The 12,858-nt window shown below is 66.2% G+C and carries 12 protein-coding genes; 7 read left to right on the top strand and 5 right to left on the bottom strand.

The genetic code is table 11. From position 1 onward, the window contains the following. Positions 1 to 38: 38 nt before the first annotated feature. Positions 39 to 566, bottom strand: a complete 528-nt coding sequence (locus I5E68_RS07555) for a VOC family protein (RefSeq protein ID WP_197162584.1) — start codon at positions 564 to 566, stop codon at positions 39 to 41. A 44-nt stretch (positions 567 to 610) separates the two neighbouring features. Next, positions 611 to 1,420, bottom strand: coding sequence for an LD-carboxypeptidase (locus tag I5E68_RS07550; RefSeq protein WP_197164655.1), 810 nt, complete (start codon positions 1,418 to 1,420; stop codon positions 611 to 613). Positions 1,421 to 1,474: 54 nt separating this feature from the next. Here I5E68_RS07550 and I5E68_RS07545 point away from each other — a divergent pair, with 54 nt between their 5' ends. The 5 genes from I5E68_RS07545 to I5E68_RS07525 all read left to right on the top strand — a co-directional run bounded on the left by I5E68_RS07545 (position 1,475) and on the right by I5E68_RS07525 (position 7,511). Beyond that, positions 1,475 to 2,941, top strand: a complete 1,467-nt coding sequence (locus tag I5E68_RS07545; RefSeq protein ID WP_197162582.1) for a glutamate ligase domain-containing protein — start codon at positions 1,475 to 1,477, stop codon at positions 2,939 to 2,941. 272 nt (positions 2,942 to 3,213) lie between these two features. Continuing rightward, entirely contained in the window at positions 3,214 to 3,339 is a 126-nt protein-coding gene (locus I5E68_RS20260; protein WP_267449708.1) for a hypothetical protein, read from the top strand. After that, a complete protein-coding gene (locus tag I5E68_RS07535; protein ID WP_197162578.1) occupies positions 3,311 to 4,324 on the top strand; it encodes a DUF6976 family protein in 1,014 nt (337 codons plus the stop codon). The genes I5E68_RS20260 and I5E68_RS07535 overlap by 29 nt, the downstream gene beginning before the upstream one ends. A 203-nt stretch (positions 4,325 to 4,527) precedes the next feature. Beyond that, positions 4,528 to 6,138: a methyl-accepting chemotaxis protein gene (locus I5E68_RS07530; RefSeq protein ID WP_197162576.1), complete on the top strand. Its 1,611-nt coding sequence runs from the start codon at positions 4,528 to 4,530 to the stop codon at positions 6,136 to 6,138. Positions 6,139 to 6,917: 779 nt separating this feature from the next. Next, positions 6,918 to 7,511 carry a hypothetical protein gene (locus tag I5E68_RS07525; RefSeq protein WP_197162573.1) on the top strand — a complete coding sequence of 198 codons (594 nt, stop codon included), beginning with the start codon at positions 6,918 to 6,920 and terminating at the stop codon, positions 7,509 to 7,511. Positions 7,512 to 7,539: 28 nt separating this feature from the next. On the opposite strand, the gene I5E68_RS07520 is transcribed toward I5E68_RS07525, so the two are convergent. Then, positions 7,540 to 8,487: a DUF808 domain-containing protein gene (locus tag I5E68_RS07520; protein ID WP_197162571.1), complete on the bottom strand. Its 948-nt coding sequence runs from the start codon at positions 8,485 to 8,487 to the stop codon at positions 7,540 to 7,542. Positions 8,488 to 8,763: 276 nt separating this feature from the next. Here I5E68_RS07520 and I5E68_RS07515 point away from each other — a divergent pair, with 276 nt between their 5' ends. After that, positions 8,764 to 9,588: a flagellin N-terminal helical domain-containing protein gene (locus I5E68_RS07515; RefSeq protein ID WP_197162569.1), complete on the top strand. Its 825-nt coding sequence runs from the start codon at positions 8,764 to 8,766 to the stop codon at positions 9,586 to 9,588. Between the two features lie 130 nt (positions 9,589 to 9,718). On the opposite strand, the gene I5E68_RS07510 is transcribed toward I5E68_RS07515, so the two are convergent. After that, the gene (locus tag I5E68_RS07510) at positions 9,719 to 10,504 is read right to left on the bottom strand and encodes a DUF1206 domain-containing protein (RefSeq protein ID WP_197162567.1); all 786 of its coding nucleotides are present in this window, start codon (positions 10,502 to 10,504) and stop codon (positions 9,719 to 9,721) included. A gap of 92 nt (positions 10,505 to 10,596) precedes the next feature. After that, the gene (locus tag I5E68_RS07505; RefSeq protein ID WP_197162565.1) at positions 10,597 to 11,274 is read right to left on the bottom strand and encodes a glutathione S-transferase; all 678 of its coding nucleotides are present in this window, start codon (positions 11,272 to 11,274) and stop codon (positions 10,597 to 10,599) included. A 331-nt stretch (positions 11,275 to 11,605) separates the two neighbouring features. Here I5E68_RS07505 and I5E68_RS07500 point away from each other — a divergent pair, with 331 nt between their 5' ends. Then, the gene (locus tag I5E68_RS07500) at positions 11,606 to 12,841 is read left to right on the top strand and encodes a polyhydroxyalkanoate depolymerase (RefSeq protein ID WP_197162563.1); all 1,236 of its coding nucleotides are present in this window, start codon (positions 11,606 to 11,608) and stop codon (positions 12,839 to 12,841) included. Positions 12,842 to 12,858: the final 17 nt, after the last annotated feature.

Here is a 12,858-nt window from a genome sequence, read left to right as displayed (position 1 = left end):
GTTGCAACTAGGCGGCGCCCTTCGCGACGCGAGGAAGCTCAGCCCAGCGCCATCTCGACGATGACCCCGCGCGCGAAATCGCCCGCTGCATCGCGCACCATCGCGTAGAAGCCGGTCAGCGTCTCGGTAGGCTGGTAAAGCTCGATCATGTGCCCGTGCACCGCAACCGCGTCGATGAAGACATACCGGAAACCGTCGCGCATGCGCCCCTCGAAGGCGACTTCCATGCCCTCCTCGCCAAAGCGCGCCACGGCTGCGTCGATGTCGTCGACGAAGAGCGCGACGTGGTGCAGTCCCTCGCGCCCCGATCCTTCGGGATAGAGATCGTGAAAGGCCGAAGGGCCCGGATTGTTCTGCTGGCAGAACTCGATCATCACCTCGCCCCACTGGCCATAGGCGCTCGAATGATCGAGCTCGCACGGCGCACCGCGATAGGTGGCGCTCGCCAGCGGGATGTTGTCGGCGACGAAATAGGGCCCCGAGCCGAAGAGCGCGCTGTGCGCCCTCGCCGCCGCGCGCACGTCCGCAACGAAATAGGCGATCTGGCGAATGGCCATCTGTGCCATGAAGAACCTCTCCTGCTGTTTTGCAGGCAAGACTGGCAGCGCGGCTAGCCGAAGGGAACTAGTCTATTTGCCGCGTCGTGGCCGATGTCGGCATGGCCGAGAAACGCGATCGAATGGCGCGCGCACCAGTGCCGCGCAATCGCCTCGGCGTCATGGCCGAAGGAGCGGTCGTTCTCAGGCACGTCGCTCACCCGGCCCAGCCGCAGACCCGCGATCCCGCCAAGGTGCGCGGTGAGGTGGAAGAACAGGCGGTCGACCGCATAGAGATATTCGGACACTTCCTCGACCATCACCACGTGACCCGCGAGGCCGGGCATGAGCCGCGTGCCCGCGAGCATCGCCAGCGTCATCAGGTTGAAGGCGACGACCGGATGCGCTTCCCTGGCAAGGTTCGGCTCAAGGCCCTCGCGTGCCCCCGCCAGCCAGCCCAGCGTGCGGCGCAGCGCCGCCTCGCCATTCTCGCGCCGGATGTCGGCGAGCATCGGGGCATGGACGGGCCGCCCGATGCGCTCGCGATAGAGCCCGCCCAGCAGGTAGCCCGCGTCCGAATAGCCCAGCCATGTCTTGTCGCGCGCGCAGGGCGAGAGCTGTGCGATCACGTCCTCGGCGATACGGCAGGCGCCATAGCCCCCGCGCGCGAACCACACCGCGTCGAAGGAAGGATCGTTGGCGCATTCGAGCAGGGCCTCGCGGCGCACCGCATCCGAGCCGGCGAAATGCCCCTCAACCGCATAGCACTGTTCGTGAACCACGATCTCGAGATCGGGAAACTCCGCAGCAGCCAGCGCCAGCGCGCGCTCGGCGTCGGCGGGGGTGATCGGGGTGGACGGTGCACAAACAGCGATACGCATGATGGCTCCCTTCCTATCGAGGTTGTCATGCGCTGCAAGGGCGCATACCGAAGCGACATGACCCAGAGCCACGAGCCCGCCCTCTCCGATATCGCCCCCGCTCCCGCAAGCGCTCCTGCAGCGCCCGACCTGACCGGCCATCCCTGGTTTTTCTGCGGCATCGGCGGCTCGGGCATGCTGCCGCTGGCATTGATCCTGCGCGGCCTCGGCGCCGAGATCGCGGGTTCGGACCGCGGGCGCGACCAGGGCCGCACGCCCGAGAAGTTCGCCTGGCTCGAGGAACTGGGCCTCACCCTCCACCCGCAGGACGGCAGCGGCATCGTCTCGGCCGAGCAGACGCTCGTCGCCTCCGCGGCAGTCGAGGACACCGTCCCCGAGGTGGTGCGCGCGAACGAACTGGGCTGTGCACGCATGAGCCGCGCGCAACTGCTGGCCGCGCTGTTCAACGCCGCGCCCTTCGGCATCGCAGTAGGCGGCACTTCGGGCAAGTCGACCGTCACCGGGATGATCGGCTGGATCATGACCCAGGCGGGCCGCGACCCGACGATCATGAACGGCGCGGTGATGAAGAACTTCGTCAGCGAGGACGCGCCTTTCGCCAGCGCCCGCGTCGGCCAGGGCGAGGACTTCGTTTCCGAGGTCGACGAGAGCGACGGCTCGATCGCGCTCTACCGCCCCAGGGTCTCGGTCCTGCTCAACGTCAGCCTCGACCACAAGTCGCTCGAGGAACTGCGCAAACTCTTCGGCGACTTCCTCGCCGCTGCCGAGACCGCCGCGGTCAATCTCGACGATGCCGAGAGCGCCGCACTCGCCCACTGCGCGAAATACGCGGTGACCTTCGGCATCACCAACGAGCACGTGCGCCTGCGCGGCAGCGATATCGCCGAAGGGCCGACCTCGCTTTCGGCCACCGTGCGCGACCGGCTGGAAGGCACCAGCCACGCCCTCACCTTGAAGGTCCCCGGACGCCACAACCTCTACAACGCGCTGGCCGCCATCGCCGCGTGCCTTGCCGCCGGGGTGCCGGTGGCGCGCTCGGTCGAGGCGCTCGCCTCGTTCACGGGGCTCGCCCGCCGCTTCGACGTCGTCGGAACCTCGAGCGCCGGGATCACCGTGATCGACGACTTCGGGCACAACCCCGACAAGGTCTCGGCCACGCTCTCGACACTCAAGGCCCACCCGGGCCGGGTGATCGCCTTCTTCCAGCCGCACGGCTACGGACCGCTGCGCCAGATGGGCCACGAACTGGCCCGCGTGATGGCACGCAAGCTGACCGGCGAGGACATCTCGATCCTGTGCGACCCGGTCTATTTCGGCGGCACGGTCGACCGCTCGCAGGGCTCCGAACGCATCGTCCAGATGATCCGCGAGGCCGGCAGCCAGGCCGAGCACGTGCCGCTGCGCGAGGACTGCGCCGCGCGCATTGCCGAGATCGCAAGGCCGGGAGACCGCATCGTGGTGATGGGCGCGCGCGACGACACGCTCAGCCACTTCGCGGCCGACCTGCTCGCCCGCCTGCCCTGAGACGCCAGCTCCACGCCGCCAGCGCTCCGGCAAAATGCCGCAAAAAATGGCCTAAAATCAACATCACAAACGATTGCTAAAGGTCCGCCGCGATTCACGCGGTTTCCCCGTAGATCGCCGTAAGGGCTCCTTTGCGGCGCGCTTGTAGAACAGTGGCATCATCAATCCTCATGGGAGCGGATATGTCACTACCTGCACCAGGCTCACCGGTCTGGACCCGTCTTGCGAGCGGAGGTCTCTCCCGCCTGCAGACGAACCATCTGGGTACTCAGATGCTGATCAAGCGCCTCGAACTGAGCTCCACCCCGCCTGCCGCCAAGGCGGGCGAGATCTACAACTACTTTGCCAAGTGGGAACGGACCCTAGCCAATGAAGTCGCACAACTCGCTCGCCTGTGAGGGCACGCCGGTCAACGGCATGATGCCCGTCGCCGCGGTCGCCGACCTGATCCGCGCCGGAGCCCGCCTCAGCCTTGCCGGACGCAAGGCTGCCCTCGACCAGTTGCCCGCGGGGCAGTGGATCGCGGGCACCTCGCCCTACTTCATGACCGGCGAAGGCGGACGCATCGTGCGCGACGACGAAGTCTTCGTCACCGACCTGGGTGCGATCGGCACGGTCAGCTTCGCCACCTACGAGGCCGAGGAGCTCGAACGTATCTCCGGCGATGCCCCCGACAACGGCATGGCGCTGGCGATCATCCCGGCAGGCTCGCGCTGCCATATCGAGTTCGCGCAGAACGCGGGCCACTACCCGATGGCCTTCATGCGCCCGACCGTGGGCTGGATCTCGGGCTACGATCTCGAACGCGCCGGGCACAGCCCCTGGGTCTATGACGGCCAGACCGGGACCGCTTACCCCGACCGTGCGGCGGTCGCGCACATCACCCTGCCCGACGGCGAGAGCCCGGCGATCGAGATCGTCAACATCTTCGAGCCCGACGGCGGCGACGAGATCCGCTTCGAGCACGGCGGCTTCTCGCCTGCGAGCTGTCTCGTCAACGGCGAGCCGCGCAGCTTTGCCGAGTACCTGCGCGAACGTGGCCGGGACACCGGCGACCTACCGCTCGTCGGCAATTTCGGGGGCGCCCGGCTCAATGCCTCGATCCAGTCGGTCGAGGGCGACCAGGTGACGCTCTATGCCCCGGTGTTCCCCGGGGTGGCCTATGCCTTCGCAGCCCCGGTCGCCGACTATGCCGGTGACTTTCGCAAGGCGCTCGAGACCCAGCCGCTCGATAACGCGGTGTGGTCGTGCAACTGCATCCTCAACTTCCTGTTCGGCAAGCTCGACGGGGTGCAGATCGGTGGCATCGCCGGGCCGGTGACCTTCGGCGAGATCGCCTACCAGCTGCTCAACCAGACCATGGTCATCGTGCGCCGGGCCTGACCCTTCGGGCCCGATCATCCGCGCGCACGACCGGTCCCGCGATCCCCCCGCCGGATCGCGGGACCGGCATGACGCCGCTCGGCGCCCCGGGCAGGCCTGCGGACAAAAAGCATGGATTACCGTTAGCATACCTAGCCGCCAGCTTACCGGGCGTTGCGCAAGCCGCGCCTAACCTTGCATCTCCACGCAGACAAGGAACCGGCATGTCCCAACCGGCAAGCACATCGAGGCAGGCAATCGCTCCATCGTCGGTCATCGACGACATCAACGGCAAGCTCCATTCGTTCTCGCTCGACGAAGACGACTTCGCCCGTTTTCCTGCCATCGCGCGAACGATCACGCGATGGGGGCCGCGCATTCTCGACAAGTTCTACGAGCGGGTACGTGCCGACAAGGTCCGCTCGGCCTTTTTCGCCTCGTCGCAGGCGATGGATCACGCCCGGGCCAAGCAGCTCGAACACTGGATCGACCTGTTTTCCGGACGGGTCGATGCGACCTATCTCGCCCGCGCCGAACGCATCGGCCAGGTCCATGCCCGCATCGGGCTCTCGCCCAATTTCTACATCGGCGCCTATGCCTCGATCCTCGCCGAACTCGTCGAGCGCGAGATGACCAGCTCGCTCGCGGGCGCGCTCGGCCGGGCCAAGGCACGCAAGCTCGGTTCGCTGATCAAGATGGCGCTGCTCGACATGGAGCTGGCGACCTCGGCCTACCTCAAGGCACAGGAACACAGCCGCGAGGTCACGCTGAGCAGTCTCTCGCAGGCGCTCGAGACCGTCTCGCAGGGCGACCTCACCACCCAGCTGGAGGAACTGCCCAAGGAATTCGAGCAGATCCAGACCGACTTCTCGGCGATGTGCGACTGCATCTCGCAGGCGATGGGCGCGGTCGCGGCCTCCTCCGAGCAGATCCGCGTCGGCGCCTCGGAAATCCGCGCCGCGAGCGACGATCTCTCGCAGCGCACCGAAAGCCAGGCCGCCGCGCTCGAGGAATCGGCCGCCGCGCTCGACCAACTGACCTCGGGCGTGCAGAGTTCCGCGCAAGGCGCGAGCGAGGTCAACCGCTCGGTCAAGGAAGCCGAAAGCGAGGCGCGCGAGGGCGGACAAGTCGTCGAGGAAGCGGTCGAGGCGATGGACGGCATCCAGAAGTCGGCGCAGGAAATCGGCTCGTTCGTCAACGTGATCGACTCGATCGCCTTCCAGACCAACCTGCTCGCGCTCAACGCGGGCGTCGAGGCGGCGCGCGCGGGCGATGCGGGCAAGGGCTTCGCGGTCGTCGCCAACGAAGTGCGCGCGCTCGCCCAGCGCTCGGCCGAGGCGGCGCAGAACATCAAGAACCTCATCTCCGGTTCGGAACAGCAGGTCCAGCGCGGGGTCAGCCTCGTCGGACGCACCGGCGAGGTGTTCCGCCGCATCGTCGAGAAAGTCTCGGGGATCACCGGGCTTGCCGCGCAGATTTCGGAGCTTTCGCAGAACCAGGCCGGGCAGCTCAGCCAGGTCAACTCCGCGATCGGCAACATGGACCGCATGACCCAGCAGAACGCGGCCATGGTCGAGGAGACCACCGCCGCCGCGCGCAACCTCGCGACGCAGGCCGAGGACCTCGCGCGGCTGGTCAAGATGTTCAAGATAGACGGCGCGGTGGGCATGCCGCCCGCGCCCGCAGCGCCTGCACCGCGCGCGCAAGTGTCCTCACGCCCGGTCAGTGTCTCGGCCCTGCCCGACCCCGGCCGCACACCGCCACGCAGCGTGGGCGCCCTCGCCCTCAAGAGCGACGCGGATGCGGCTCCCGACGGCGATTGGTCAGAGTTCTAGGGAGCGCGTCAGGCTGCCTGATCAGCCTCGCGGCCGCGGCGGTGGCGCGGGAGGTGGCGGCGTGGGGACACCACAAAAAAGCGCAATCAAGCACTTCTCGAATCCAGTCTGGTCCGGATTCCGATATGCTACAAATATCTTGAAGTCCGAGTGCCCGACGAGGCTGGACAGGTCACCTTGTGAAGTATCGAAGTGATATTGCGATATCATTCTTTGCAAGACGACATCTGATGCAGCATCCTCGGGCGATGAAACAAAGGTTTTGCAGCCCCTCATATATCCATCGCTCTCGAGCGTGCAGCCATCAGCCGTAAATTGGATAGCAGGCACATTGCCGCCCGCAAGAAGCTTATGTATTTTTTGGTTGGATGGTCGGCCATCTTCTTCATAGGACTTACGCGTCGTGTAACTTAAAGCATGAAAATAGGCCCTATACTCCGGAAATGCGCCATATTTTGCCGAACCAACATCGCCAGTCGTTGTGCAACCGATGGCAGATAGGCTCGCCAGCGTTATCGGACCTGCGACTTTTGCCCACTTCTGAGTTCCGCGAACCACTCGAAATCCTCCGATCGCAAAGAGTTATAACAACTCAATCCGGCAACGAAGAAATCGATCCGCTCTAGAAAAGAATTGGGTGCAAACCTGTCAGCCCGACGCAGGCCAACCGCATAGCCTTCCAGATGCTCGCTCAGGCAAGGCAGTCGGCAGGCATACCGGTCCACACCCGAACCAATCACCCTATCGTCAAAACCCGATCGCGCCGGTAAGGGGGCGCGATGTCGGCAATCAAGGATATGACGCAGCTGGGCCGTCTCGTCGCGCGCAGCCACGGATGGGACGCGGCACGGGCCTTCAAGGCACAGGCGCTGAGCGAGCCCGAGCGCGCGACGCTCTCGCAGGGCGCGCTCGACCTGCTCAGGCTCTTGCCCGCGGTCCCCATGAGCAGCGCGCTGTTGAGCGCGGCGCTTGCGGTCAGCCTCGAGCGGCGCATCGATGCGCCCGTCCATGTCGTAACCGGCGCGCTGTCGGTGAACAGCAGCGAGATCTTCGGCGCTGACGCAAGCGTCGAGGACATGGCCTCTCCGGCGTGGAACGGACATGCCTGGGTGATGATCGGCAGCCATGTCGTCGACATCGCGCTGTTCCGCATCGCCTACTCGGCGCAGGGCCCCGCGCCGCTCGCCAAGCACGTCGACCTCGTCTTCGGTCCCGGCAAGGGGCTCTACGTCGACGAATGGAAGCGCACGCGGCGCGTGGGACTAGACTATGCGCCTGCCCGCGTGCTGAGCGCAGAGGAGGTCACCGCGCTGATGGGCCACGCTTTCCACCTGATCAAGCAGGCCCGCGCAGACACACCCTCGGGCGAGTGAGGCGCCGCGGGCGCCACAGCGCCTGCGCTCAGTGCGCGCCCTTGCCGCGCGCCTTGGCGATCAGGTGGATCACGACTGCGATCACCGCGCCGAGCACCAGCCCGACGATCGAGGACGCCACCGCATAGGCCAGCCAGCCGGTCACCGGCGCGAGCGCCCCGCTAGCGTGCTCGACCGTGTGCTGGAGGTCGTGCGCCAGATGCGCGGGCGCGGGCAGGCCCAGCTCCTCGAGCCCGTGCAGGATGATCCCGCCGCCGACCCAGAGCATCGCCAGCATGCCGACGAAGCTCAGCAGCTTGAGCACGACGGGCATCGCGCGCAGCAGGAAGCGCCCGACCTTTTGCGCCCCGGCCGAGGGCTTTTTCGCCAGGTGCAGCCCGACATCGTCCATCTTCACGATCAGCGCCACCGCGCCGTAGACGCAAAAGGTGATGACGAGGCCCACGATCGCCAGCGTCACCGCACGGGTCAGCAGGCTGGCATCGGCCACTTCGGACAGCGCGATCGCCATGATCTCTGCCGAGAGGATGAGGTCGGTGCGGATCGCGCCCGAAGTGCGCGCCTTCTCGAAGGCGACCGGGTCGGTGATCTCGTCTTCCAGCGTCTCGCCATGCTTGGCCCCGCCCAGCTTCTCGAGCACCTTCTCGGCGCCCTCGAACGAGAGGAACAGGCCGCCCATCATCAGGATCGGGGTGATCGCCTGGGGCAGGAAGGCACTGAGCAGCAGCGCGACGGGCAGCAGGATCACCAGCTTGTTGAAGATCGAGCCCTTGGTGATCCGCCAGATCATCGGCAGTTCGCGCTCGGGGGTGAAGCCGGTGACGTAGCCCGGCGTCACCGCGGCATCGTCGATCACCACGCCCGCAGCCTTGCTGCCGGCCTTGGCCACGCCCGCCCCGACATCGTCGACCGAGGCCGCGGCGGCGCGGGCGATGACCGATACGTCGTCGAGTAGAGCTACGAGGCCGGAGGGCATGTCGGGAAATCCTGGCAAGAAATGTCGGGAGCACCAGCCATGCGGGCGATTGCGCGAGCAATCAAGCAAAAGCGCGCAGGCCCGGCACGGGTCAAGTCGCGGGCAATACTTTGAAATCCGGCCCTGCCCGGGGAGGGCAATTAGCGTTGCGAGGTAGCTGCGAGGAAGAAATCTCACCCCCCGCGCTTAATCCCCGCGCGCGCTCACCGTTCTCCCAACTGTCCGGGGGACACGAAGCAAATCCCCCTTCCAACATTCTGAAATTGGGGAACTAAAATGGCCGTCATCAACACCAACATCAGCGCCATCCGCGCTTCGAACGCCTCGATCGCCGCCAACAAGATGCTCGGCATCTCGATGGAGCGCCTCTCCACCGGCAAGCGCATCAACTCCGCCAAGGACGATGCCGCGGGCCTTGCCATCTCGACCTCGATGACCTCGCAGATCCGCGGCATGGGCCAGGCGATCCGCAACGCCAACGACGGCATCAGCCTTGCCCAGACCGCCGACGGCGCGCTCTCGGAAGTGACCAACATGCTGCAGCGGGTGCGCGAACTGGCGATCCAGTCGGCCTCGGGCACCTATCAGGACAGCGACCGCACCGCGATGCAGCAGGAAGTGACCGCGCTCACCGAGCAGATCGACGACGTGCTCACCCAGACCCAGTTCAACGGCAACGCGCTGTTCTCGACCACTTCGGGTTCGGACGTGACCTTCTCGATCCAGACCGGCGCCAATGCGAGCGAGACCGTGGTCCTGACCGCGACGGCGATCGACGGGACAGTGATCGATGCGACCGCGCTCGACGTCACCAGCGTCGCCCTTGCCAGCACGACGATCGGCAACGTCGACAGCGCGCTGACCGGCCTCAACGCCACCCGCGCTTCGCTCGGTGCAGGGCAGAACCGGCTCGAATCGGTGGTCAACAACCTCACCAGCAACGTCACCAACCTGTCCGATGCCCGCTCGCGGATCGAGGATGCCGACTATGCGGTAGAGACCACGCAGATGGCCAAGGCCCAGATCCTGAGCCAGGCCTCGACCGCGATGATCGCGCAGGCCAACCAGGCCCAGCAGAACGTGATGACCCTGCTGCGCTGATATCGCGGCGGCAGGAGGACCAGCGAGGTCCCGAAAGCACCCGGCGGGCAATGAGGCCCGCCGGGTCATTCGTGTTTCAGGGTTTAGGTCAGACGAGCAGGTCCGCGATGGCTGCGGAGCCGCTGCACTCTCAGCGCACGACGCGCTGGACTGCCTCGTCGACGGGTACGTCGTGCAGCACGCGGTAGCGCGCCTCGATCAGGCTGAATACGCCGAACGCGGCAAAGCCCAGACCCACGATGACGTCCCAGGGATTGTCGAGCCAGCCGAGCGCCTGCTCCATGCCACCCGCCTCGCTGGCTTCCTGCTGAAATCCGGCCTGCGCGAGGAAGTAGCCGGTGACGAGGAAGACGAGGCCGCGCGCCGCATAGCCGGCACGTCCGCTCCACTGCGCCCATGCCTTTTGCGCCACGCGCCCTTCGAGATGGCACAGGAAGCTGGCCTTCCAGGCCTTGCGCAGCTGGAAGAGGCCGACGCCGAGCAGCACCAGCGCCCCGATCAGCACGAGCACCGTGCCGCCGGGAAGGTCGAGCGCGGTCTGCGCGCCTTCCTGCGCTCCCGAACCCGAGGACGAGGACGCGCCCTGCATCAGCGATACGGCCTGCCAGCCGAGGAACAGGTGGATCGCACCGCTGGCACCCGCGCCGACGCGTTCGGCCATGCCCTTCTTGTCGGTGCCGTGGCGCTCGGCATCGAAGATCGCATCCGACAAACGCCAGATGCCATAGGCGAACAGGCCGATGGCCATGACCGCGAGCAGTATCTGCCCCCCGCCCTCACCGAGATAGGCGATGGCGCCGCTCGTGTCCTCGGCCTTGCCGGTGCGTACGATGAGATAGGCGATGACGAGATAAAGTGCTCCGCGCGTCGCGAAACCGATCCGCGTCGCGAGGGTCAGGCCCTTGCTGGCATCCATGTTCGTTCTCCTGTTGGCCAGTCAAACGGACATGGGCGCGCCCCGTTCCCCCTCGCGCGATTTTGCCTCGGGAAAGCAGCGTGGCCAGAGGATCAGAACTCTACTTCGAGTTCCTCCATCTCCTCGGGCTCGGCCTTGGCTGCCGCGATCCACGCCTTCATCGGTGCCCAGGCCGCGATGGTGCGGCAATACTCGGCGCAAGGCTCGCTCACTGCCACGGCATAGGAGACGAAGCGGGTGGTCACCGGCGCGTACATCGCATCGGCGACGGTCGGCTCCGCGCCGAACAGGAACGGTCCGCCGTAGCGATCGAGGCAGTCGGTCCAGATCGCCTCAACCCGCTCGATATCGGGCCGCGCGCCCGAGAAGACCGGGAAGCTCTCGTGGCGCACCTTGAGGTTCATCGGCAGCGCCGAGCGCAGGTTGGTGAAGCCCGAATGGATCTCGCCCGCGATCGAGCGGCAGTGCGCCCGCGCAATGCGGTCCTTGGGGAACAGTCCTGCCTCGGGGAATTCCTCGTTGAGGAACTCGGCGATGGCCAGCGTGTCCCACACGCTCGCCCCGTCGAAAGTCAGGCGCGGCACCAGTACCGAAGGCGAGAGCAGGAGCAGCTCGGCGCGGTTGCTGGCATCGTTGGGCACGACCTTCTCGGTCACTTCGAGCCCGGCGAGCTGGCACATCAGCCAGCCGCGCAGCGACCAGGCCGAATAGGTCTTGCTCGAAATCGTCAGCGTCGCGCTCTTGCCCTTCGCGCCCTTCGCCTGCGTCATCACCAATCCCCTTTCACGCGGTCCCACATGCCGGACTTGAAAGCCTAGCGAGGCCGCAAAGCCTGTCCGGCGACACGATGGAATGCGATATCCGCGCCGCGATACTGGCCCTTTTGCGCCTTGCCGCCGGCCGTGTTTTGCTTGCATGAGCTTATGATGCATCGCAGCATGAATCCAGTGCCGATTGCGGCCGTGCTGGCTGACACAGGTCAAGAATGCCCGTTTTCCGGGCGAAAGGGGCATTTGCAAGGCATGACGCAGCTGCTTTGCGCCGTGGGCAGAAAGCCCGGAAACAAGGCATCGGGACTGGCCCGAGAGGACAAGACGACGAATGTTTTATCAAGCCTATCAGGCCTATAATGACATCCTGGCCCCGGCACGACTCGCCGCGGGCATGGCGACTCGCCTGCGCGACGAATATCTCGGCGGGGCAAGCAAGATGCCCTTCGTGCGCCGCCTTTTCGCGCTGGCCGAGGTCTTCGAGCAGTCGGCGATCACGCACAAGCGTCCCTCCTACGGCATCGAGAAAGTCGCCTGCGGCAACGCGATGGTCGACGTGGTCGAGGAAGTCGTGCTCGACCTGCCCTTCGCCGACCTGCTTCACTTCGCCAAGCCCGACGTCTCGACGCCGCAGCCCAAGGTGCTCGTCGTCGCACCGATCTCGGGCCACTTCTCGACCCTGCTGCGCAACACCGTCGAGACCATGCTGCGCGACCACGACGTCTACATCACCGACTGGAAGAACGCGCGAGACGTGCCGCTGTCCAAGGGCCAGTTCGGGCTCGAGGACTACATCGACTACGTGATCCACTTCCTGCAGGAGCTGGGCGATCCGCTCAACCGGCGCGGTGCCAACGTGCTCGCCGTGTGCCAGCCCTGCGTGCCGGTCCTGGCCGCCGTCGCGATCATGGCGCAGGACGACGACCCATGCCAGCCGCGCACGATGACGCTGATGGGCGGCCCGATCGACACCCGCGAATCGCCGACCGTGGTCAATGAACTGGCGACCAGCAACTCCTACGAATGGTTCGAGGCCAACCTGATCGACACCGTGCCCTGGCGCTATCCGGGCGCGGGCCGCCGGGTCTATCCCGGCTTCGTCCAGCTCGGCGCCTTCGTCTCGATGAACATGGGCCGCCACATGGACCAGTTCCGCAAGCTCTATCAGGCGCTCGCCGAGGACGATCAGCCGACCGTGCGCAAGATCGAGGACTTCTACGAGGAATACTTCGCGGTGCTCGACCTTCCGGCCGAGTTCTACCTCGAGACGATCGACAAGGTGTTCCAGCGCGCACTGCTCGCGAAGGGCGAGCTCACCTTCCGCGGCGAGCCGGTCGACTGCGGCGCGATCCGCAAGACCGCACTGCTCACCGTCGAGGGCGAACGCGACGACATCTGCGCGGTCGGGCAGACGGCCGCCGCGCACCTGCTGTGCAGCAGCCTGCGCCCGCACCTCAAGCGCCACCACCTCCAGCCCGGCGTCGGCCACTACGGCGTCTTCTCCGGCTCGAAGTGGGAGAACCAGGTCTATCCGCAGGTGCGCAACCTGATCCTCGCGATGCACTGAGCCGCGCACCCGCGAGG

This window comes from Novosphingobium aureum, assembly GCF_015865035.1.
GTDB lineage: Bacteria > Pseudomonadota > Alphaproteobacteria > Sphingomonadales > Sphingomonadaceae > Novosphingobium > Novosphingobium aureum.
The sequence above is the reverse complement of the archived record's forward strand: the minus strand, read 5'-3'. Positions and strand labels throughout refer to the sequence as shown.